Origin of the sequence: Cryobacterium sp. TMT2-18-2, from assembly GCF_004402245.1 — a bacterium.
GTDB lineage: Bacteria > Actinomycetota > Actinomycetes > Actinomycetales > Microbacteriaceae > Cryobacterium > Cryobacterium sandaracinum.
Genome location: NZ_SOFU01000036.1, coordinates 128,217 through 151,279 on the forward strand (window position 1 = coordinate 128,217; position 23,063 = coordinate 151,279).

Here is a 23,063-nt window from a genome sequence, read left to right on the forward strand (position 1 = left end):
AACCGGCTCGGAAACATCCGTTTCAACCTGGATCGAGCAAAATCTCCGTCGAAATCGTCAGCCCGCGGCGGGGGCAGGGGTGCCGGGGCGGCGGAAACGGTAGGCTCCGATCGGATGAAACGCTTAACGACCGCCCTGCTCGCCGCGTTCGACGCGCTCATTGTCGTAGCCATCGGGGTCGGCATCGCGCTCGTTCCGCTCACGGTTCTGTGGGCCACGCAGTTCGACATGGCCGTCAACTGGCTCGTGTTCTGGCGTGCCGCGGTCGACGTCTGGCTCGTCGGCAACGGCGTCGACCTGGTCGTCCAACTCGACCCGACCCTCGTCGCCGCCCTGAACCTGCCCGGCTCGGACGCCGCGTTCCCGATCACGATCGCACTGCTGGGCTTCGCGCTGATGGCGGTGCTCTTCGGCTTGCGCACCGGCCGCCGGGCGGCGGAAACCCCCTACCGCTGGGTCGGGGTGACGGGCGCCATCGCCGGCTACGCACTGCTGACCGCTCTGCTCGTGCTGTCGGCCGGCACGGATGCCGTGCGCCCCCAGACGGTACAGGGTCTGGTTCTGCCCCCGCTCATCTTCGCCGCCGGCGTTCTGATCGGCGCCGCCCAGGGTCAGCTGGGCCACCTGATCGGCAGCATCCCCGGGCTGCCCGGCCGCCTCCCGGGAGTCGTCCGGGGCGCGGGCCGCGGCGCAGCCGGCAGCAGTGCCGACAGCGCCGGCAAGACCGTCCACGGCCTCAATGGCCCCAGCACCAACACCAGCAGCTACACCAGCAGCACGGGTGCCGCAGCCGGCCTGCTCCCGGTAGCGGTGCGCGCGGGCGCCGCCGCGGCGCTGCGGAGCGGAACGGCCGCGGCCGCCGGTATCCTCTTCGTCTCCGGGATCACCGTTTTCGTGCTGATCCTAACCAGCTACGCCACCATCATCGGACTCTACGAGACCGTGCAGGCCGGCGTCCTGGGCGGCATCGCGCTCACACTCCTGCAGCTGGCGCTGATCCCGAACCTGGTCATCTGGGCCGCGGCCTGGTTTGCCGGACCGGGCATCGCGGTAGGCGTGGGCACCAGCGTGTCCCCGGTCGGCACCTCGCTCGGCGCCGTACCGGGCCTGCCGATCCTCGGCGTGCTGCCGCAGGGCAGCCTGGCGTTCGGGTTCGTCGGCCTGCTCGTGCCGCTGCTGGTCGGTTTCCTCGCCGCCGTCATCCTGAGGCAGCGGGCGACCGCGGATGTCCCTCCTTCCGTCACGGAACGGCTCCTCACGGGCCTCGGCGCCGGGTTCGTCGCCGGTGTGCTGCTCGGGCTGCTGGCCTGGTGGTCGGGCGGAGCTCTCGGCCCGGGCCGTCTTGTCGAGGTCGGTCCGAACCCGCTGCTGGTCGGGGCGTTGGTCGCGCTCGAGGTCGGCATCGCGGCCTGCCTCGGTCTCCTGACTCCCGCGCCCCCGGTCGGCGCGAACGGCTCCGGACGCGGTGCGACGGGCGGATTGCCGGGAACGAAGCCGGGAACCAAGCCGGGAACCGCGTCACGTGCCGCGCGCAGTGGGGCTACCGGGGTCGGTCGTCTCCTCGGCCGGCTGCGCGACGCGCTCCCTCGCCGGTAGGCTTCTCCCGTGCTGAACTTGGTCGTACTGATCTCCGGCGGGGGATCCAACCTTCGCTCCCTGCTCGAGGCCTGCCGCGACGCCGAATACCCGGCCCGCGTGGTGGCCATCGGCTCCGACCGGGACGCCGACGGGCTGGTGCTCGGCGAGGAATACGGCATCTCCACGTTCACGGTGCCGTACACGTCGCATCCGTCCCGGGAGGCCTGGGGCGACGAGCTCCTCGCGCAGATCCAGCAGTGGGACGCCGACCTCATCGTGCTCAGCGGCTTCATGCGCCTGCTGCCGCCCCGGGTGGTGGCGGCGCTGTCCCCGAACCTGCTCAACACGCATCCGGCCTACCTGCCCGAATTCCCCGGGGCGCACGGGGTGCGTGACGCGCTCGCCGCCGGGGTCGCCGAAAGCGGCGCCAGTCTGATCGTGGTCGACACCGGCGTCGACGACGGAACGATCATCGCGCAGGAACGGGTGCCGGTGCTGCACGGTGACACCCAGGCATCCCTGCACGACCGCATCAAAATCGTCGAGCGTCGCCTGCTGGTGCAGGCCGTGCTCGATATCGCCAACGGACACGTCGATCTCAAGGAGCATCCCCACATATGAGCGGTCCCACTAACGCCCCGAGCCTGTACCGCCACCGCGACGTCGTGCCCGTACAGCGCGCCCTCATCTCGGTGAGCGACAAGACGGGTCTGGTCGATTTGGCCGCAGCTCTCGCGGCGACCGGCGTCGAAATCGTATCGACCGGTTCGACGGCCGCCTTCATCCGCGCCGCCGGCCACAACGTGACGGATGTCTCCGCCATCACCGGCTTCCCCGAATCCCTCGACGGCCGGGTCAAGACCCTGCACCCGGGAGTGCACGCCGGTATCCTCGCCGACCTGCGCCTCGAGGCGCACGAGGCGCAGCTCGCCGACCTCGGCATCGCCGCATTCCAGCTCGTCGTCGTGAACCTGTACCCGTTTGTCGAGACCGCCCTGTCGGGTGCGGTCCCGGCCGACGTGATCGAGCAGATCGACATCGGCGGCCCGGCCCTCGTGCGCGCTGCGGCCAAGAACCACGCCAACGTCGCCATCGTGGTGGACCCCGACAACTATGACGAGATCATCGCAGCCGTCGAGGCCGGCGGCACCCCACTGACGCTGCGCCAGAAGCTGGCCTCGCTCGCTTTCGAGCACACCGCCGGCTACGACCTGAGCGTCTCCGCCTGGTTCACGGAGAATGTCTACGACCAGTGGCAGGACGACGCCGCGGCCCTCGACGAGGAGATCCTCGAGGAGTTTGACGCCGTGATCGGCGACGCCCTCTCCGAGGAGATGCCGTTCCCCGAGAACCTCGTCATCGAGGCCACCCGCAGTGCGGTGCTCCGCTACGGCGAGAACTCGCACCAGGCCGCGGCCCTCTACCTCGGCGAGGGCGGCCAAGGCATCGCGCAGGCCGTGCAGCGCCACGGCAAGGAGATGTCGTACAACAATTACGTCGACGCGGATGCCGCCGTGCGCGCCGCCTACGACTTCGTCGCACCGGCCGTCGCCATCATCAAGCACGCCAACCCCTGCGGCATCGCCGTCGCCAACCCCAAGGCGCCCGACGCGATCGCCTCCGCGCACCACCGCGCGCACGACTGCGACCCGATCTCCGCGTTCGGCGGCGTCATCGCGGCCAACCGCACGGTCACCCTCGGCATGGCCGAGACCGTCAGTCAGATCTTCACCGAGGTGCTCGTCGCCCCGGGTTTCGAGCCGGCCGCGTTCGAGCTGCTCAGCGCCAAGAAGAACATCCGCCTACTCGAGCTTCCGGTTGACTACCACCGATCCTCGCTCGAACTGCGTCAGATCTCCGGCGGCCTGCTCGTACAGGAGTCCGACACGTTCGACAACCTCGACTCGTCGACCTGGGCCCTCGCGGCCGGCGACGAGGTCGACGCGGCCACCCGGGCGGACCTCGAGTTTGCGTGGAAGGCCTGCCGCTCCGTGAAGTCGAACGCCATCCTGCTGGCGCGCGGCGGGGCATCCGTCGGCGTCGGAATGGGCCAGGTCAACCGGGTCGACTCCTGCCACCTCGCGGTGCTGCGCGCCGGCGACCGGGCGGCCGGCTCGGTCGCGGCCTCGGACGCGTTCTTCCCGTTCGCGGACGGCCTGCAGGTGTTGCTCGACGCGGGCGTCACCGCCGTTGTGCAGCCCGGCGGCTCCGTGCGTGACGCCGAGGTCATCCAGGCGGCCGCGGATGCCGGCGTCAGCATGTACTTCACCGGGGAGCGCCACTTCTTCCACTAGGCGTTCATCGGGGCAGCCCCGGTGCGGCCACGGAATCTGGCACGATTGAAGGAACCGTGGCTTCGCCGGACCCGCCCCGGCAGGAAGGAACGCCGTGCCAGACCTCGAGGGATTCATCCAGACCGACTACCTCGTCGCCCTGGCGGTCGCGGTCGTGGCCGCGGTGGCGCTCACAGCGATCCTCGCCCTGGTCTTCCGGGTGGTGGGCCGCAAGGAAGCCTGGGCGCGCACGCTGGTCGGCCTGGTCAGGGTGTCGTTCCGGTTGACGCTGCTGGTGGGCGCGATCTGGACCGTTCACACGCTGTTCCTGCAGACCTCCGAGGAGATCGAACGACTGGTCGACTTCTTCTTCCGGGCCCTCTTCATCGCCGCGTCCACCTGGCTGGTCTGCGCGCTGCTCTACTTCTTCGAGGAGGTGGCGGCCGCCCGCTACCGCATCGACGTGCGCGACAACCGCGTCGCGAGAAGGGTGCGTACCCAGCTGCGGATGCTGCGGCGCATCGGCGTCGTCGTGATCGTCATCTGCGCGATCGGGGCCGTGCTGCTCAGCATCCCCGGCGCCGCGACCCTGGGCGCGAGCCTGTTCGCCTCAGCCGGTCTGCTCAGCGTCGTGGCCGGCCTGGCCGCACAATCCACCCTCGCGAACGTGTTCGCCGGCATCCAGCTGGCATTCAACAACGCCCTGCGGGTCGACGACGTGGTGATCGTCGAGACCGAGTGGGGCAAGATCGAGGAGATCACCCTCACCTACGTGGTCGTGCACATCTGGGACGACCGCCGCATGGTGCTGCCGTCGACCTACTTCACCACCAACCCGTTCCAGAACTGGACCCGGCACAACAGCGAGTTGCTCGGCGCGGTCGAGTTCGACCTCGACTGGCGTGTCGACCCAGCCGGCATGCGCGTGGAACTCGACCGCATCGTCGCGCAGACCGAGCTCTGGGACGGCCGCGTGGTCGTGCTCCAGGTGACGGATGCCGTGGGCGGCTTCGTGCGTGTGCGCGTGCTGGTCTCCGCCGCCGACGCTCCCACCCTGTTCGACCTCCGCTGCCTCGTGCGCGAGAACCTGATCGACTGGCTCAACACGCACAACCCCGAGGCACTGCCGGTGGGACGGATGGAACTGCGGCGGGAGCCCCCGCGTGCGGAGGTTCCCGCGCGCGCCGCGCAGCCGGCCCACCCCGTCACCGCGCCCGTCGGGCTGTTTTCCGGCGACGAGAACGCCAAGGCGCGGGCAGCCGAGTTCACCGCGACCATCCCCGTGCAGGAGGGTCCGGCCGAGAAGCGTTGACGCGCCGCCGGCCACAACGCGCAGTCAGGGAGTCGCGCGGCTATTCTGATGCAGTCGACGCGTCACGATCGCGGCGGCACAGCCAGCCCACAAGGCCGACCAGCGAGGAGAACCACCCCATGACGCTCACTCACCCCACCACCTCGCTGGACGCCCTGATCGGCCTCGCATTCACGCACGAGCGCGTGTTGATCACCACCGGCATCCGTTCGGGCCTCGTGATCACCGTGGCCGTGCACTCCACTCGGCTCGGCCAGGCCCTCGGCGGCGCCCGCCTGTGGCAGTACGAGAACTGGACGGATGCCGTCGCCGACGCGCTGCGCCTGTCCGCGGCCATGACGCTGAAGAACGCGGCCGCCGGGCTGAACCTGGGCGGCGGCAAGTCTGTGATCCACGTGCCGCTCGGCACCGAGTTGAGCGAGGCGGAGCGGCGTGACGTCATGCTCGACCTCGGCGACGCCATCGAGAGTCTGGACGGCGCGTACATGACGGCCGAGGACGTCGGCACGAACGCCGAGTCGATGGCCATCGTGAAGGAACGCACCGACCACGTCTGCGGTCTCCCGGCCGCCAGCGGCGGCGTGGGCGAACCGGCCGACGCGACCGCGGCCGGCGTCTACGCCAGCGTGCTTGCCACTCTGGACGCCCTGTTCGGCAGCCGCGAGGTGTCCGGCCGGCACATCGTCATCTCCGGCCTCGGCCAGGTTGGCGGCCGCCTTGCCGGCGAGCTCGCCGCCGCCGGGGCTCGCCTTACGGTCAGCGACGTCAACCTCGGCAAGCAGCAGTTCGCCGCCGACCTCGGCGCGACCTGGGTCCCCGTCGACGAGGTGCACCATGTGCCGGCCGACCTGTTCGTGCCCTGCGGGCTCGGCGGGGTGCTCACCGCCCGGGTGATCGGTGAACTGAACGTGCTCGGGGTCGTCGGGGCCGCCAACAATCAGCTCGCCCAGCCGGAGGGTGCCGCTCAGCTGGACGCGCGGGGCATCCTCTGGGCACCCGACTTCGTCGTGAACGCCGGCGGCGTCATCTATCTGGCCCTGGCCTCGGAGCCGAACGCCGAACGGGCCGTCGTGGCCGAGCGGGTCGCCGCGATCGGCGATGTCGTCGCGCAGATCTTCACGGATGCCCGCGAGCAAGGCATCACAACGCTCGCCGCCGCCGAGCGCCTCGCTGCCGCGCGGCTGGACTCCGGCCGCCCGCGGTAGCCGCCCGGGCAGCTCCCCGGTCGCTTTGCGCGCGTTGCGCGCGTGCTGCGCCGCTCCGCGCACGGCACGCCACGCGCGGAGCGGCGCATGACCGGCGCGCCGAATCCGGGCCACCCATTTCCGACGTCGAGAAGCTCGAGGGCTGCGTCACCTGCCTGGGCGTCCGGGTGCGCTGAATCCCCAGATTCGGCGCTTGCGCCCGAGGCCCCGGAACCGTAGTCTGAAAGGCTGCCTGATCAGGGGGGCACAGCTTAGATACCACGCGCTCAGGAGGCCGACATGACCAAGACAGCACCGTACACGATCGCAACGTCTGCGAACGACGGCGCGCGCTTTGGCGCAGCCACCTCGTTCCCGCGCGCCGCTTAGCCGGCCGCCTCCCGCGATCTCCCGCCCCGCCTCGGGTCTGACGCCGGGCCGCTGACACCCAGCGACCGGCTCCGCCCGCAGGCCGGCAGCCATGCTGCCCCCGGAAGCTACGGCTTCCACCCCCGCCGACCGACGTGCTTGTCGTCGGCTTCCCGGCGCCGCGCGCCGCCGTTCACCGGAACCAGACTCGTTCAGGACTCACTCGTGACCACGCTCACCGACCACAGCCATCCGCCCGACCCCGACCCCGCAGCGGGAACCGATCCTGTTGCCCTGCCCCGGAGGAACACCCTCCAGGTGCTGCTGCGCCTCTACCCCTTCGCCCGGCCGGCCCTGCCGCGCCTTGCTCTCGGCATGCTCGCCGCCCTACTGGCGGCGCTCGTGGCGCTCGCCATCCCGCAGGTGCTGCAGCACCTCGTCGACGGTGCCCTGACCCAGCAGGACGCCGCCCAGATCTGGCCGGCCGTCATCGTGGTACTCGCCCTCGGTGTGATCGAGGCGGTGCTGATCGCACTGCGCCGCTGGTTCGTTCTCGGCCCCGGCACCCACATCGAGGCGCGGATGCGCAACGCGCTCTACGCCCGGCTGCAGGACCTCCCGGTCACATTCCATGACAAGTGGCCGAGCGGCCAACTGCTCTCCCGCGCCGTCAGCGACCTCAACCTCATCCGCCGGTGGATCTCGTTCGGCCTCGTGCTGCTCATCGTGAACGTCGTCACCGTTGTGATCGGCGCCGCCATCCTGGTGTCGATGAACTGGATCCTCGGCCTCATCTTCCTCGTCTGCTCCATGCCGCTGTGGATCGTCGGCTACCTGTTCGAGGAGAAATACTCCGTCGTTGCGCGGCGCAGCCAGGACCAGGCCGGCGACCTCGCGACGGCCGTCGAGGAGTCGGTGCACGGCATTCGGGTGCTGAAGGCCTTCGGGCGCGGCAAGTTCGCGTTGAAGAATTTCTCCGACCAGGCCGAGAGCCTGCGCGGCACCGAGATCGAGAAGGCGCGCGCCATCGCCGGCATCTGGCTGTGGCTGCTGATGATCCCGGATGTGGCCTTCGCCCTCTGCCTCGTCGCCGGTGTCTGGCTGGCCGGCCAGGGCGAGTTCAGCGTGGGTGGGCTCGTGGCCTTCTTCGCCACGGCCACCGTGCTGCGCTGGCCGATCGAGTCGGTCGGGTTCCTGCTGTCGATGACCTTCGATGCCCGCACCGCGACCGACCGGTTCTTCGACGTGCTCGACGCGCCGAACGCGATCACGGACCCCGAGCATCCCGTCACCGTCGACCGGCCCCGCGGACGCCTCGCGTTCGAGAACGTGCACTTCCGCTACCCCGACTCGCCGAGCCGCTTCCCGGACCTGCTCGACGGCGTGGACCTGGTGCTCGAACCGGGGGAGACCATGGCGCTCGTCGGTCTGACCGGCTCCGGCAAGTCCACCCTGACGGCGCTCACCACCCGCCTCTACGACGTGACGGAGGGGGCGGTGACCCTCGACGGGGTTGACGTGCGGTCCCTCGGCCGCGAGGAACTGCGTCGCCACCTGTCGATGGCGTTCGAGGATGCGACGCTGTTCTCGGCATCCGTGCGCGACAACGTGCTGCTCGGCCGCCCGGAGTGGGCCGAGCGCTCGCCCGAAGCGGATGCCGCACTCGAGGAGGCGCTCATGGTCGCCCAGGCCGGCTTCGCCCACGACCTCCCGGAGGGCGTGGACACGCTCGTCGGAGAGGAAGGGATGAGCCTCTCCGGCGGCCAGCGGCAGCGGATCGCGCTCGCGCGGGCGGTGGCGGCGAAACCCGCCGTGCTCGTGCTCGACGACCCGTTGTCAGCGCTCGACGTGAACACCGAGTCCCTTGTCGAAGCCGCGCTGCGCGAGGTGCTCTCCGCGACCACGGCGCTGATCGTGGCGCACCGGCCGTCCACCGTGATGCTCGCCGACCGGGTGGCGCTGCTCCAGAACGGGCGTGTCACCGCGATCGGACGGCACTCCGATCTACTCCGCGAGAGCGAACACTACAAGTTCGTCATCTCGAGCCTGGAAGACGAGGAACGACGAGAGTCCGCACGAGAGGAGGCGACGCGATGAGCGTCACCGGTGTCGAGGGCGAAGACCGCAGCAACTTCACCGCGGCGGAGAGCAAGCAGATCCGGGGCCGGTCGCTGCGCCTGCTCGGGTCGCTGCTAAACCCGGTGCGCTTTTCGGTCCTCGCGGCAATGCTGATCGTGGTCGTGTCCACGGCCGCGCAGGTGGCCGGCCCGGCCCTGATCGCGTTCGGGATCGACCGCGGTCTGCCCGCGCTGATGGAGCAGGACTGGGTGCCGCTGGCCGCCACGGGGGTGGTCTACCTCGCCACGGGCGTGGTCGGGGCCATCCTGATCGCCTGGTACACGATCATGTCGGCGCGGATCAGCCAGGCCGTGCTGATCGACCTGCGCAAGAGGGTCTTCCTGCACACGCAGCGGCTGAGTCTCGAATTCCACGAGTCGTACACCTCGGGGCGCATCATCTCCCGGCAGACCAGCGACCTCGACGCCATCCGGGAACTGCTGGACTCGGGCATCAACCAGCTCGTGCAGGGGCTGCTGTACATGGTGTTCACCGCGATCGCCCTGTTCCTGCTCGACGGGACGAGCGGGCTCGTCCTGCTCGCGTCGATCGTGCCGTTGGCGCTGCTCACCCGCTGGTTCCAGGTGCGCTCGCAAACGCTCTTCCGCCGGTCGAGAACGGCGTCGGCGAGCCTGATCGTGCAGTTCGTGGAGACCATGACCGGCATCCGTGCGGTCAAAGCCTTCCGGGCGGAGAAACGCAACGAGAAGGTGTTCGGCGAACTGGTCGAGGACTACCGCACGGTGAATGAGCGGGTCATCCAGCTGTTCGGCATCTTCGATCCGGGTCTCGTGTTGATCGGGAACGTGGCCGTCGCGGTCGTTCTCCTGGTCGGCGGGTTCCGCGTCGTCGACGGCCAGCTTGCCATCGGCGCGCTGCTCGCGGCCCTGCTCTACACCCGCCGGTTCTTCGACCCGATGGAGGAGATGGCGATGTTCTACAACTCCTACCAGTCGGCCGCCGCGGCGCTGGAGAAGATCTCCGGGGTGCTCGAGGAGCATCCCGGAGTGCCGGACCCGGTGACGCCGGTCGACCTCTGGGCGGCACAGGGTGCGGTCTCGTTCAAGAATGTGCAATTCGAATACCAGAGCGACCGGGTCATCCTGCCGCAGTTCGACCTGACGATCCCGGCCGGGCAGACCATCGCCCTGGTGGGGTCGACCGGGGCAGGCAAGTCCACCCTGGCCAAGCTGATGGCGCGTTTCTACGACCCGTCGGAGGGCCGGGTGACCCTCGACGGCGTCGACCTGCGCGACCTGCACCCCAAGGACCTGCGCCGAGCGATCGTCATGGTCACCCAGGAGGCCTACCTGTTCAGCGGTTCGGTCGCCGACAACATCTCGATCGGCAAACCGGATGCGACGCCCGCCGAGATCGTGGCCGCGGCTCGCGCTGTCGGTGCGCACGACTTCATCGAGGGTCTGCCGAACGGGTACGACACCGACGTGAACAAGCGCGGCGGGCGTGTCTCCGCCGGGCAGCGGCAGCTGATCTCGTTCGCTCGGGCGTTCCTGGCCGACCCGGCGGTGCTCATCCTCGACGAGGCCACCTCGAGTCTGGACATCCCGAGTGAACGCCTCGTGCAGCAGGCGCTGCAGACACTGCTCGGGGGACGCACCGCCGTGATCATCGCGCATCGCCTGTCGACCGTGGCGATCGCCGACCGGGTGCTCGTGATGGAGCACGGATGCATCGTCGAAGACGGCACGCCCGGCCAGCTGATCGCCGGTACCGGCCGGTTCGCGCGGCTGCACGCCGCCTGGCGCGACTCGCTCGTCTGATCGGCGACGCGACGGCGCGAGCGGTTAGGCGAACCCCCAGGCCTTCTCCTCGTCGCTCGAGTCGTCGGAGAGCGGCGTGCCCGTCAGGGGGCGGTTGGAGGCGACCGGTCCGAGCGGGTGGTAGCTGGGATCCCGCGGGATCGCGGACGATTCCTTGAGCTCGACGAAGATCGCGTGTGTCGGCGTGCGGCCGATGTTCACGCCGGCGTGCGCCTGGGCCGGCAGCCAGCGGGTCTCGCCGGCGGGCAGCTCGACGTCGATTTCGCGGCCCTCCGACGACAGGCGCCGGGCATAGGCGCTGAGCGTGATCATGACGCTGTCGGGATGCTCGTGGGGATTGGTCTCATCGCCGGGAGCGTCGAGGAACTCGAGCACGCGAACGCGGTCATTCTCCAGCAGTACTCGGTAGGCGCCTGGGTCGGTGACGACGGGATCGAGTGCGGTGTGTGCGGCTGTGCTTTCGCTGTCCATGAAAAACGGTAACATCCGGCGCAGCCTCGAACCAAGCATTGCGGGCAACCCCGGGCGGCGATCGCTACGCGGGGCTCCAGCGCGCCTCCGCGTAATCGATGCGGTAGCCGTCTACCCCGGGCTTCAACGGGGTGCCCTCCGCGGTGTAATGGGGGAGCGCGCGCTCCTCGTGCCCGATCGGCGGGTATCCGCCGGCCCGGATCACACGCCACCAGGGCAGGGCGGCGCCGTGGCGCGCCATGATCTGCCCGACCAGGCGGGCTCCACGGGAGCCGAGCACGGCCGCGACGTCGCCGTAGGTCATCACGCGACCGGCCGGGATCGACTCCACGATTCCGAGAACGTGCGTGACGAAAGCAGGTTCCCGGGTGCCGGCATCCGTCATCGGCTGCGGGTCAGAGCTGCAATGCGCCGATGGTCTCGCCGTAGACGGTTTGCCCGATGTCGCTGAAGCCGAGGCGGTGGAAGAATGACTCCGGCCCCTCTTCGCCGGGTTCCCAGATCACGGTGATGTGGTCGAAGCCGCGCTTGCGGGCCTCGGCGGCGAGTGCGTCTGCGGCGAACTTGCCGACACCCTTGCCCTGGGCCTCCGCGTCCACGTTGATGCGCCAGATGCAGGCACGGAATTCTTCGTGCGGTGAGTCGGGGTCGAAGTTTCCGTGGATGAAGCCGGCAACCTCGCCGTCCAGCAGAACGACGCGCTGCCAGGCGGTAGCAGGGTTGATGACGGACGCCGCGACCGCGTAAGAGACGGGGGCGATGAACTGCTCCTGGCCCGGTTTCAGGCTCAGGCTATTCGCCGCGACGATGTTGCGCGCGGACAGTTCTTCCAGTCGTAGTTCACCCATGCGAACAGGCTAACGTGCACCGGAGCCAGTCGGGTAGTCGGGTTTTCGGACGACAGGGCGTGTGAGCCGCCCCATCCGGAAGATCCGGAAACTGTCTCGATGTCAAGATAGTTACGTCGCCCCACTAGAATCGATGTGGCTATTCTTGCCCCCCGATATTCTGAGGAGATTTCCATTGGCGAAGATCAAGGTTGAAGGCACTGTCGTCGAGCTCGACGGGGACGAGATGACCCGCATCATCTGGCACGCGATCAAGGAGACCTTGATCCACCCGTACCTCGACATCGACCTCGAGTATTACGACCTGTCGATCCAGAAGCGCGACGAGACCGACGACCAGATCACGATCGACTCGGCCCGCGCCATCCAGAAGCACGGCGTCGGCGTCAAGTGCGCGACCATCACGCCCGACGAGGCGCGCGTCGAGGAATTCGGCCTGAAGAAGATGTGGGCGTCGCCCAACGGCACCATCCGCAACATCCTCGGCGGCACCATCTTCCGCGAACCCATCATCATCTCGAACATCCCGCGCCTCGTGCCGGGCTGGAATAAGCCGATCATCATCGGCCGCCACGCGTTCGGCGACCAGTACAAGGCCACCAACTTCCGCTTCGAGGGCGAGGGCACGCTCAGCATGACCTTCACCCCGAAGGACGGCTCGGCCCCGCAAGAGTTCGAGGTATTCCAGGCCCCCGGCAGCGGCGTGGCGATGGGGATGTACAACCTCGACGACTCCATCCGCGACTTCGCCCGCGCGTCGTTGAACTACGGCCTCGAGCGCAAGTACCCGGTCTACCTGTCGACGAAGAACACGATCCTCAAGGCGTATGACGGCCGCTTCAAGGACATCTTCCAGGAGATCTTCGACGCCGAGTTCAAGGCCCGCTACGACGCGGCCGGCCTCAGCTACGAGCACCGCCTGATCGACGACATGGTCGCCTCTGCCATGAAGTGGGAGGGCGGTTACGTCTGGGCCTGCAAGAACTACGACGGTGACGTGCAGTCGGACACCGTCGCGCAGGGCTTCGGCTCGCTCGGCCTGATGACCAGCGTGCTCTCCACGCCGGACGGCAAGGTCGTCGAGGCGGAGGCCGCGCACGGCACCGTGACGCGCCACTACCGCCAGCACCAGCAGGGTAAGGCCACCTCGACCAACCCGATCGCCTCGATCTATGCCTGGACCCGCGGCCTCGCGCACCGCGCCAAGCTTGACGGCAACCCGGCGCTCGCCGAGTTCGCCAACACGCTCGAAGACGTGGTCATCAAGACCGTCGAGAGCGGCAAGATGACCAAGGACCTCGCGCTTCTCGTGGGCCCGGAGCAGCCCTTCCAGACGACCGAGGAGTTCCTCGCGGCCATCGCGGAAAACCTCCAGGCCCGCATGGCCTGACTCGCAGCGCCAGGGCGGCAGTCTTACCCCGGGGGTGGGGGGTGTGAGGCTGCCGCTCGTGTTTGGGCGTTTTCCCGGGGTTATCCCGGCCCTTGAGGGGAGGCTTTCCTTGCTGGCGGAGCCCGGCGAGTGAGGCAAGAATATGACCATGTCGTCTCTGGTCGCCGCCGCTCGTCGTTACCCGCTCGTCGCCACGACCGTGCTGCTCGGGCTCACCGGCGCGGTGCTCGCCCTGGGCGGTCAGACGGATGCCGTGCGCTGGCTGTTCAGCGGATTCGGCCTGCTGGTCGCCGGTTACGAAATGATCGGCATGGTACGCCGGCTGCTGCGCGGCACCCTCGGTATCGACGTGCTCGCGATCACGGCCATTGTCTCCACGGTGCTGGTGGGCGAATACGTGGCCACCCTGATCATCGTGCTGATGCTCACCGGAGGCGCGGCCCTCGAAGACTTCGCCGTGAACCGGGCCAAGCGCGAGCTCGACGCCCTGCTCCGGCGGGCCCCGCAGATCGCGCACCGGCTCGTCGCCGGTACCGGCACCGATACCCATACCGATACCGATACCGATACCGATACCGACACCGGAAACGGCGAGGTCGAGGACGTGCCGGCCACCGATGTGCGGCCGGGCGACCTGCTCCTCGTTCGCCCCGCCGAGATCGTGCCGGTCGACGGCGCTCTGGTCTCCGTCAGCGCAGCCTTCGACGAGTCCTCGCTCACCGGGGAGAGCCTCCCGGTCGAGCGCGAAGCCGGCGACGCCGTGCTCAGCGGGTCGATCAACGGCCAGGCTGCCGCCACCATCCGAGCCACCGCGACCGCCGCGGACAGCCAGTACCAGCAGATCATCGCGCTGGTCGAGGAGGCATCGGCCAGCAAGGCCCCCGTGGTGCGCCTGGCGGACCGCTACGCCGTGCCGTTCACTGCGGTCTCGCTCTCGATCGCCGCCCTGGCCTGGATCGTCAGCGGCGACCCGGCCCGGTTTGCCGAGGTGCTGGTGGTGGCGACCCCCTGCCCCCTCCTGATCTCCGCACCGGTCGCCTTCATGGGCGGCATGAGCCGGGCCGCCCGCAACGGCATCATCGTCAAGGGCGGTGGGGTGCTCGAAATGCTCTCCCGGGCCAAAACCGTGGTCTTCGACAAGACCGGCACGCTCACCCACGGCAGCCCCACCATCGCCCGCGTGCTTCCCGAGCCCGGCTTCGACGAGGACGAGTTGCTCGCACTCGCCGCGTCGGCGGAGCAGTACTCGTCGCACGTGCTCGCGGCATCCGTGATCGCGGCGGCCCGGACCCGCGGGCTGGAGCTGATCGGGTCGGAGACCGCGAACGAGGTTCCCGCGCACGGCGTCGTGGCCCGGCTGGGCGCCCGCGAGGTCACTGTGGGCAAGCTGTCGTTCATCCGGGAACGGGCGACGGATGCCGTGGCCGCCCCGCTCGAGGGCGGCGAACTGGCCATCTACATCGCCGTCGACGGTCGTTTCGCCGGCAGCATCGTCGCCAGTGACACGCTGCGGGAGAACGCACCGCAGACTCTGGCGGATCTGCGGGCCCTCGGCCTGCGGGATACGGTGATGCTCACCGGCGACGCCCGGCCCACCGCCGAGCACATCGCGGCGCTGGTGGGGATCGGGCAGGTGCAGGCGGACTGCCTGCCCGCCGACAAGGTCAACGCCGTGCGTGGCCTTGCCCACCGCCCGGTGATCATGGTCGGCGACGGAGTTAACGACGCGCCCGTGCTGGCCGTCGCCGAAGTCGGTATCGCCATGGGAGCCCGCGGAGCCACGGCCGCGAGCGAATCGGCCGACGTCGTCATCCTGATCGACGACCTGACCCGCGCCGCCCGCGCGGTCGCGATCGGCCAGGACACCATCCGGATCGCGCTGCAGAGCATCTGGCTCGGCATCGCTCTGAGCCTCGGCCTGATGGTCCTGGCCGCGTTCGGCTTCATTCCCGCCACCGCGGGGGCGCTGTTGCAGGAATTCGTCGACCTGGCCACGATCCTGAACGCGTTGCGGGCGATCGGCGGACGCCGGGACGCCTCGGTGCAGGCCCAGATCGCCGCTCGCGAGCCGGCGGCGGCCGGCGCACTGAGTCGCTGAGTCGCGTCGCCCTATTGTGCTGGATGCCCCCAGTTCAGGTGTCAACGCGTGCAAGTTGCACAGTCTGAGGTCGTATTCAGCTAACTTCAAGTTCATGTCCCTCCGTTGGGGGTCAACCTTTCGTCGTTGAACGGATTGGATGATGCACGTGAACTCACGAAATCGGCATTTCTCACCCTGGGACCTCGACCCCCGGCCGCCGCGCGCACTGCGCCGGGCCACCGCGGTGGCCCTGACCGTCGGGCTGGTGGCTACCGCGGCCCTCGTCGGCGGCACCGTCGCAGCCGGCGCCGCACCGCAGCAGGCTCCGCTGGCGGCCATCGAAAAGCCGGCCACCGCGTTCGAGGCCGGCCGCTACGTCGTCACGCTGGCCGCCAGCGCGGTCGCCGCCTACTCCGGCGGCGTCGCCGGTTTCGACGCCACCAAGCCGGCCCCGGGCCGGCAGCTCGACGCGAGATCGAAGAACGCGACCGCCTACGCCGCGCACCTCGCGGCCGAGCAGAGAAAGGTCGCCGCGGCCGCCGGGGTGAGCGTCAGCGTCTCCTACACGACCGCACTCAACGGATTCGCCGCTGACCTCACCGCGGCCCAGGCCGCCGCGCTCTCCGCGAACCGAGAGGTTCTCGCCATCGAAAGGGACGCGATCCGCCGGGTCACGGCGCAGTCCTCGACCGACTTCCTCGGGCTCGGTGATGCCGCCGGCGCCGGCGGCGTCTGGGACACGGTCGGCGGCGTTGACGCGGCCGGCGCCGGCGTCGTCGTCGGTATCATCGACACCGGCATCGCCCCGGAGAATGGCTCCTTCGCCGGCGACCCCCTCGGCACCGACTCCGGCGACGCTCCGTTTCGCACGGCCGACGGCGGCATCCGCTTCGGCAAGTCCGACGGCGGCACCTTCACCGGCGCCTGCATCGTGGGTGTGCAGTTCACCGCGGACGACTGCAGCACCAAAATCGTCGGTGCCCGGTACTACGTCGACGGGTTCGGCGCCTCCAGGATCGGCGCCGAAGGCGTCGGCGAGTACCTTTCGCCGCGCGACGGCGACGGCCACGGCTCACACACCGGCGGCACCGCAGCCGGCAACCACGCCGTCGCCGCGTCGGTCGGTGGCATCGACTTCGGCACCATCTCGGGCGTTGCGCCCGGGGCGAAGATCGCCGCGTACAAAGTCTGCTGGTCCGGCCCCGACCCGGTCAGCCAGGACGACGACGGATGCGCCACCAGCGACCTCCTCTCGGCGATCGACCAGGCCACGGCCGACGGTGTCGACGTGATCAACTTCTCGATCGGCGGCGGTGCGGCCCAGACCACGGTTTCCGCCACCGACGTCGCCTTCCTGGGCGCGGCATCCGCCGGCATCTTCGTGGCGGCGTCGGCCGGTAACGCCGGTCCCGACGCCTCCACGCTCGATAACGCGTCGCCGTGGATCACCACCGTGGCGGCCAGCACCATTCCGAGCTACGAGGCCACCGCCACCCTCGGCAGCGGCCTGGGCTATGGCGGCGGCTCGATCACGGTCCCCGCCGTCGGCGTGACCGGTGCGCTGGTGCGCGGTGACCTCGTCGCCGCCCGGCGCGGAACAGACCCCTTGCTCTGCGGGCCGAACTCGCTCGACCCGGCCAAGGTGACCGGCACGGTCGTGTTCTGTCAGCGCGGCGTCTATGACCGGGTCGCCAAGTCCGTCGAGGTGAAGCGTGCCGGGGGTATCGGCATGGTGCTGGTGAACAAGACGGCCAGCTCGCTCGACCTCGACCAGCACGCGGTGCCGACGGTGCACCTCAACGCCGAAGCGTTCGTGACGGCCTTCGCCTACGCAGGCACCGCCGGGGCGACCGTGACCCTCACGCCGGGCAACGCGCTCGGGACCACTCCGCCCGCCCCGCAGGTCGCCGGGTTCTCCTCGCGCGGACCGGTACTTGCCGACGGCAGTGACATCATCAAGCCGGACGTCTCGGCGCCCGGGGTCGCGATTCTCGCCGGCGGTGCCAACGCCGCGGGTGCGGCAGGCACGTACCAGTTCCTGTCCGGAACGTCGATGTCGTCGCCGCACGTGGCGGGCCTTGCTGCCCTCTACCTGGGCCAGACGCCGAGCGCGAGCCCGGCCGAGGTGAAATCGGCCTTCATGACCACCGCCTACGACACGGTCGCCGGCTCCGGCGCTGCCGTGACCGACCCGTTCCTGCAGGGCGCCGGCCACGTCGACCCGACGAAGTTCTTCACGCCGGGGCTCGTCTACCTGAACGGGGAGAGCGACTGGATGTCCTATATCAAGGGCGCCGGCTACACCGGGGGCGGCCTGGACGCCGTCACCGCGGTCGACCCGTCGAACCTCAACCTGGCCTCGATCGGCATCGGTTCGCTCACCCGGCCGGAGACGATCACCCGCACGGTGACGTCGACCCAGGCAGGCACTTTCGACGCCTCGGTGTCCGGACTCGCCGGCATCGACGTGACGATCGAGCCGTCCACGCTGACCTTCGGCGCGGCAGGGGAGACTCAGTCCTACAGGGCGACGTTCTCCCGAACGGATGCGCCCGTCGACACGTTCGCGACCGGCTCGCTCAGCTGGACCAGTGGCGCGACCGTCGTGCACAGCCCGGTGGCGGTCAAGCCCGTCACCCTCGAGTCGCCGATCGCCGCCGACGGAACCGGTCTGGCCGGCTCCGTCGGCATCCGCGTGACGCCCGGCACGACCGCCGACATCCCCCTGGCGACCGACGGCCTCGCGGCCGGCGTGCTGCTCAAGGAGAAGAAGGGCGGCCCGGGCAAGGCCTACACCGGAACGGGGCTCCCCGGAACGGAGATCGTCTTCACCGTGCAGGTTCCGGCGGGAACGGTGGTGCAGCGCTTCGACCTTGATTCACTGACCGACGCCGCCGACCTTGACCTGGTGGTCAACCGATTGAGCGGCAAGGGCGGCACGCCGATCGAAGGCTGGCAGTCGGCCACGGCGGCGACGGACGAACACGTCGATCTGCTGAACCCGACGGCCGGGTACTACCAGGTTGTCGCGTCGGTCTTCAGTGGCACCGACCGGTACGACCTGACCACCTTCACGGTCGCTCCGGGTGCCGGCGCCGGAGCGTTCACCGTTGCCCCGAACCCTCTCCCGGGAGTGCAGGGCGTTGAAGCGACCTACACGGCCTCGTGGAGTGGTCTGGCCGCGGGCACGGATTACCTCGGGCTGGTGCGCTACGGCGACACTGGCTTCTCGACGGTCGTGGCGGTGGAGAACTAGCGGCCGCCAGGTTCGTCGGCGAGGGCGGACTCGCCCGCCGCGTCCGGCGTCGAAGTCGTCAGGGGTGCGGTTCTGGGCGGGCGGCGGACGGACACCGACCGAAGGCTTACCCTGAGGTAATGCGATTCGCACGAATGCGCCGAGGCGGCGAGCCCCCCGGCGTGAGCCGGCCGCGGCTGTCCCGAGAGGTCTACGTGCTCGGCGTGATCGCGTTCTTCGTGATGGTGGGCTTCGGTGTCGTCGTGCCGGTGCTGCCCGTCTACGTGCGCAGCTTCGGGGTCGGCTACCTGGAAATCGGCGCCGTCGTCTCCGCGTTCGCGCTGATGCGCTTCGTCTCCAGCCCGTTCACCGGGCGCCTGATCGACTGGGCCGGCGAACGCGTGATCCTGGCCTCCGGCATCGGGATCGTCGCCGTTTCCAGCGGGCTGGTCGGCGTGGCCCAGAACTATCCGCAGCTGCTGCTCCTGCGCGGGGCCGGCGGCGTCGGTTCGGCCATGTTTACGGTGGCGGCCATGACTCTCCTGCTCGGCTCCACGGCACCGGGATTCCGGGCCAGGGCCATCGGGTTCTACCAGGGTGGGTTCCTGCTCGGCGGGATGGCCGGCCCCGCGCTCGGCGGACTCCTCGCCACGATCTCGCTCACCGCACCGTTCTTCTTCTACGCCGCGACGCTCGCCGTTGCCGGCATCCTCGGGCTCGTGCTGCTGCGCCCGGTGCGGGGTGGGGTCGTCGCCGCGGCCGGCCCGGTGCCCGAGCGCATCCCGCTCCGAACGGTGCTGCGGGACACCCGGTTCCGCGCGGCGTGCATCGCCAACTTCTCCACCGGCTGGAACTCGTTCGGCGTGCGCAACGCGCTGATCCCCGTGCTGGTCGTCGAGGTGCTGCGGGGTCCGACCGCCTGGACCGGCATCGCCTTCGCCTTCGCGGCCGTCGCGCAGACGGTGGCACTCGCCCCGGCCGCGCGGTTCGTCGACATCGTGGGCCGCCGCCCGGCCATCATCGGGGCATTCCTGGTCGCCGGACTCACCATCCTCGCGGTCCCGTTCGCGCCGAACATCATCGTGCTCACCGCACTTCTCTGCCTCTACGGCGTGGCCTCGGCGTTTATGGGCACCGCTCCGGCCGCATCCGTCGGCGATGCGGCCGGGGCCGGCGGCGGACGCCCCGTGTCGGTCTTCTCGATGTTCTCCGACCTGGGTGCCATCGTCGGCCCGCTCGCCGCCGGGTTCCTCGTCGACAGCGTCTCCTACCCGGTGGCCTTCGGCGTCGGCGCCCTGCTGTTCTTCGTAACCTCCGCCTACGCGCTGCGGATGCCGCGGCGGGCCCGCCCGGCATAGTCCGGCCGAGGGATTGGCTCAGAGTTGACTTCGAAAATTCTTGCACAGAAAGTGACGAACTCTCAACTATACGTGCGTCATGGGCTAAAATTGGAACATGACCAACCTCGCGGAAGACCTCAGGCAGGCGGCCGACGCCGTGGCCCTGCTGGGCTCCTCGAGCGCCGATCTTGCTGCCTGCCTGATGACGAAGCGCTGGCCGGTCAGAAGCGAATCGCGTCGGCCCGCCGTCTCCTTGACACCTATGCCGCCTGGATGGCGGCGACCATCGCCCGCCGGTCCCGGCCGGAACTCGGGCACTCAGGGTTGGCCGCTCAGCAGGGGTTCCTCTCGCCGGAGGCCCTGATCCAGAAGTGGACCGGGTCGTCGAAGGGTGACGCCTACAAGCTGGTGGCCGTCGGCACGATGATGGCCGATGCGGAGGCGGCCGAGAAACTCGTCGAGGAGGCGGTCTCAGCGCTCGATGCCGATGCCGCCGAGGTCGCGGCGTTCGTCGCGAAGGTGCCGTGGCAGGCCCCGATCGCCCGGGACGTCACGGCCGGAACCCTTTCCGTCGACGCGGCGGAGTCGATCCGGGCTGGGCTCGGTCAGATCGACGCCGCGGTGACCGCGGAAAAGCTCGCGGCGGCACTCGAAGCCTTGCTGGTCGAGGCGTCGTCGCTGAATGCCGACCAGGTCTTCACACGCGCGAGACGGATGCGCGACACGCTCGCTGAGGCCGGCATCGCCGCCCGGGAGAAGCAGGCCTACGACGACCGCTACCTGCGTGTGTACCGGCTGAACAACGGCAATGTCCGCCTGAACGGGCTCTTCTCGCCGGAAGACGGCGAGGTCGTGCTCTCCACCTTCGACTCCATTACCGCTCCCCGCCGTGGAGGGGTGCGCTTCGTCGACACGGAGCGGGCCGTCTGGGCGAAGAAAATGCAGGACGACCCGCGCAGCAACGAGCAGATCGCCGCGGACTCACTCGTGCAGCTGCTCAAGATCGCCGGCGAGGCCGATCCGGGCCGGGTCTTCGGCGGGCGCCGGCCGTCGGTGCGGGTGATCGTGACCGAGAAAGCGCTCGAGAGCGGTGAGGCGGCTCAGTCGGGTCAGGTGGATCAGTCGGGTCAGACCGAGCAGGTCAACGAGCACGGCCCGGGCAAACCGGCCGCGCACGGGCAGATCGAGGGCAACCCGGTCCCCATCTCCCAGGAGAGCATCGGCCGTCTCCTCTGCGAGACCGGCTCCCGCGGCATCACGTTCGACGCCGACGGCCAGATCATCAACGTCGGCCGCGACGAACGACTCTTCACGGAGGCACAGCGGGCCGCGATGGCCGTTCGTGACGGCGGATGCCTCTGGATCGACTGTGACAGACCACCGGCGTGGAGCGAAGCGCACCACATCAACGAATGGTTGAGAGACAACGGGCACACCGACCTCGCCGACGGAGTACTCCTCTGCCACCCGCACCATCTGCTGCTGCACAACCAGCATTGGACGATCATCCGAACCGGCACGCAATATTGGCTCCGGCCACCGGCGGAGGTCGACCCGGAACAGACGCGGATCGCACTGCCGAGCAAGCGGGCGGAGATGTGGGCAGAGGGTTCGGCCCGTGGTTCCAGGTCTCTGGTCCCTGGTTTCGACAAGCTCAACCACCGGGGCGAACCGGCAGTGCGCCGGCAGTGCGCCGGCAGTGCTGCGTCGGTGGTTCTAGCGCAGTTCCGCGCGACCGGAGATGACGCCGCTGACCGTGGCCACCAGGGCGAAGACCACCGCGACCAGCGGCAGGCCGAGGTCCCACCAGGCCAGAGCCGCGGCGCCGAAGACGCTGATCTCGATGATGGCCTTGCCGAACGGGTCGAGGCGGAAAACCGCCTTGGGGGAGCGGAACAGCGCCCAGAGCACAATGGCGAAGGCAGGGGCAAGGATGCCCACGAGCAGGCCCGGCCAGGGCAGCGGCCAGGCGGCGAAGCCCCAGATGCCCAGGCTGATGAACGCGAACAATTCGAGCAGGAAGCGCACGATGTTGTTGGGGCTGGTACTGGTCGTCGCGCTCGTATCGGTCACTCGCCCCATCCTACCGAGAGGCGGGAGGCTACCTGAAGATGATGGTGCGGGCGCCGTCCAGCAGAACGCGGTGCTCGGCGAACCAGGTGACCGCCTGGGTCAGGGTGCGGCTCTCCTCGTCCTGTCCGATGGCGACGAGCTCGGCCGGGCTGCGCGAGTGGTCCACCCGCATGACGTTCTGCTCGATGATCGGACCCTCGTCGAGGTCGCCCGTGACGAAGTGGGCCGTCGCCCCGATCAATTTGACCCCGCGGGCGTGCGCCTGCTTGTAGGGGTTGGCGCCCTTGAACCCGGGCAGGAAGGAGTGGTGGATGTTGATGGCGCGGCCTTCCAGCAGCGTGCAGAGTGCGGGGGAGAGGATCTGCATATACCGGGCGAGCACCACCAGCTCGATGTCGTGCTCGGTGATGGCCTCGACGACGCGAGCCTCGAAGGCCGCCTTGCTGGCGGCATCCGTCACCGGACGCGACTCGAACGGCACCCCGTAGAAGCCGACCAGGTCGCGCAGCGTGCCGTGGTTGCTCAGCACCAGCGGAACCTCGATGGGTAGCTGGCCCCCGCGCTGGCGGAAGAGCATGTCGTTGACGCAGTTCCCGGCGGTCGAGGCCAGGATCAGGGTGCGCTTGGGACGCCCGACGACATCGATGACGGATTCCATGGCGTATCTGCGCACGACCGGGGCGAGCTCGTCTTCGAGATCAGCCTGGCTCGCCGCGGATTCCACCTGCAGCCGCATGAAGAACCGGCCGGTGTCGGCGCTGGTGAACTGTTGGCTCTCGGTGATGTTGCCGCGCGCCCGCACGATCGCGCCGCTGACCGCGTGCACGATACCCGGCTGGTCGACGCAGACGAGAGTGATCACCCAATGGTGGCGCGGGTTCGGTGCGAGGGAAGAGGTCATCGGACTAGGTTACCGGCCCCCTGCCGCACACTCCGCCCGTCGGCTAGGCTGTAAAGCGGTCGGCGCAGCACGCCGGCCCCGGGCGCGCACGTCGGCGCGCAGTCGATCCG

General features: G+C 69.4%; 16 protein-coding genes and 1 pseudogene. 12 read left to right on the forward strand and 5 right to left on the reverse strand.

The genetic code is table 11. From position 1 onward, the window contains the following. Positions 1-114: 114 nt before the first annotated feature. From E3O22_RS11775 to E3O22_RS11805, 7 genes are all read left to right on the forward strand, one after another. Positions 115-1,596: a DUF6350 family protein gene (locus E3O22_RS11775; protein ID WP_134395087.1), complete on the forward strand. Its 1,482-nt coding sequence runs from the start codon at positions 115-117 to the stop codon at positions 1,594-1,596. Between the two features lie 9 nt (positions 1,597-1,605). Then, entirely contained in the window at positions 1,606-2,199 is a 594-nt protein-coding gene (gene purN, locus E3O22_RS11780; protein ID WP_134395086.1) for a phosphoribosylglycinamide formyltransferase, read from the forward strand. Further along, complete coding sequence (gene purH, locus E3O22_RS11785) at positions 2,196-3,872, forward strand: bifunctional phosphoribosylaminoimidazolecarboxamide formyltransferase/IMP cyclohydrolase (protein WP_134395085.1); 1,677 nt, start codon at positions 2,196-2,198, stop codon at positions 3,870-3,872. Before purN ends, purH begins: the two co-directional genes overlap by 4 nt. A gap of 94 nt (positions 3,873-3,966) precedes the next feature. After that, positions 3,967-5,163 (forward strand): mechanosensitive ion channel family protein, encoded by a 1,197-nt coding sequence (locus E3O22_RS11790; protein WP_241973360.1) that lies wholly within the window; start codon positions 3,967-3,969, stop codon positions 5,161-5,163. A gap of 119 nt (positions 5,164-5,282) precedes the next feature. Then, a complete protein-coding gene (locus E3O22_RS11795; RefSeq protein ID WP_134395084.1) occupies positions 5,283-6,368 on the forward strand; it encodes a Glu/Leu/Phe/Val dehydrogenase family protein in 1,086 nt (361 codons plus the stop codon). Between the two features lie 723 nt (positions 6,369-7,091). After that, positions 7,092-8,813, forward strand: coding sequence for an ABC transporter ATP-binding protein (locus E3O22_RS11800; protein ID WP_134395186.1), 1,722 nt, complete (start codon positions 7,092-7,094; stop codon positions 8,811-8,813). Next, positions 8,810-10,615 (forward strand): ABC transporter ATP-binding protein, encoded by a 1,806-nt coding sequence (locus E3O22_RS11805; protein WP_134395083.1) that lies wholly within the window; start codon positions 8,810-8,812, stop codon positions 10,613-10,615. Before E3O22_RS11800 ends, E3O22_RS11805 begins: the two co-directional genes overlap by 4 nt. Before the next feature lie 24 nt (positions 10,616-10,639). On the opposite strand, the gene E3O22_RS11810 is transcribed toward E3O22_RS11805, so the two are convergent. From E3O22_RS11810 to E3O22_RS11820, 3 genes are all read right to left on the reverse strand, one after another. After that, positions 10,640-11,086, reverse strand: a complete 447-nt coding sequence (locus E3O22_RS11810) for a cupin domain-containing protein (protein ID WP_241973361.1) — start codon at positions 11,084-11,086, stop codon at positions 10,640-10,642. Positions 11,087-11,150: 64 nt separating this feature from the next. Continuing rightward, positions 11,151-11,471: an MGMT family protein gene (locus tag E3O22_RS11815; protein ID WP_134395082.1), complete on the reverse strand. Its 321-nt coding sequence runs from the start codon at positions 11,469-11,471 to the stop codon at positions 11,151-11,153. A 10-nt stretch (positions 11,472-11,481) separates the two neighbouring features. Beyond that, complete coding sequence (locus E3O22_RS11820) at positions 11,482-11,934, reverse strand: GNAT family N-acetyltransferase (protein WP_134395081.1); 453 nt, start codon at positions 11,932-11,934, stop codon at positions 11,482-11,484. A 175-nt stretch (positions 11,935-12,109) separates the two neighbouring features. Between E3O22_RS11820 and E3O22_RS11825 the strand changes: the two genes are divergently transcribed. The 5 genes and pseudogenes from E3O22_RS11825 to E3O22_RS16410 form a co-directional block, all read left to right on the forward strand. Continuing rightward, on the forward strand, positions 12,110-13,324 hold the full coding sequence (locus E3O22_RS11825) for an NADP-dependent isocitrate dehydrogenase (RefSeq protein WP_134395080.1): 1,215 nt from the start codon (positions 12,110-12,112) through the stop codon (positions 13,322-13,324). A 148-nt stretch (positions 13,325-13,472) separates the two neighbouring features. After that, positions 13,473-15,422 carry a heavy metal translocating P-type ATPase gene (locus tag E3O22_RS11830; protein WP_134395079.1) on the forward strand — a complete coding sequence of 650 codons (1,950 nt, stop codon included), beginning with the start codon at positions 13,473-13,475 and terminating at the stop codon, positions 15,420-15,422. Positions 15,423-15,570: 148 nt separating this feature from the next. Then, on the forward strand, positions 15,571-18,660 hold the full coding sequence (locus E3O22_RS11835; protein ID WP_241976626.1) for a S8 family serine peptidase: 3,090 nt from the start codon (positions 15,571-15,573) through the stop codon (positions 18,658-18,660). 119 nt (positions 18,661-18,779) lie between these two features. Then, positions 18,780-19,997: an MFS transporter gene (locus E3O22_RS11840; protein ID WP_241976627.1), complete on the forward strand. Its 1,218-nt coding sequence runs from the start codon at positions 18,780-18,782 to the stop codon at positions 19,995-19,997. Between the two features lie 255 nt (positions 19,998-20,252). Then, positions 20,253-21,314 (forward strand): annotated as a pseudogene (locus E3O22_RS16410) (DUF222 domain-containing protein); the annotation flags it as partial. A 381-nt stretch (positions 21,315-21,695) separates the two neighbouring features. On the opposite strand, the gene E3O22_RS15950 reads toward E3O22_RS16410, so the two are convergent. Together E3O22_RS15950 and E3O22_RS11850 are read right to left on the reverse strand one after the other, a co-directional pair. Next, on the reverse strand, positions 21,696-22,061 hold the full coding sequence (locus E3O22_RS15950) for a YrdB family protein (protein ID WP_166784651.1): 366 nt from the start codon (positions 22,059-22,061) through the stop codon (positions 21,696-21,698). Positions 22,062-22,080: 19 nt separating this feature from the next. After that, positions 22,081-22,953, reverse strand: coding sequence for a formyltetrahydrofolate deformylase (locus E3O22_RS11850; RefSeq protein WP_134395077.1), 873 nt, complete (start codon positions 22,951-22,953; stop codon positions 22,081-22,083). Positions 22,954-23,063 lie beyond the last annotated feature (110 nt).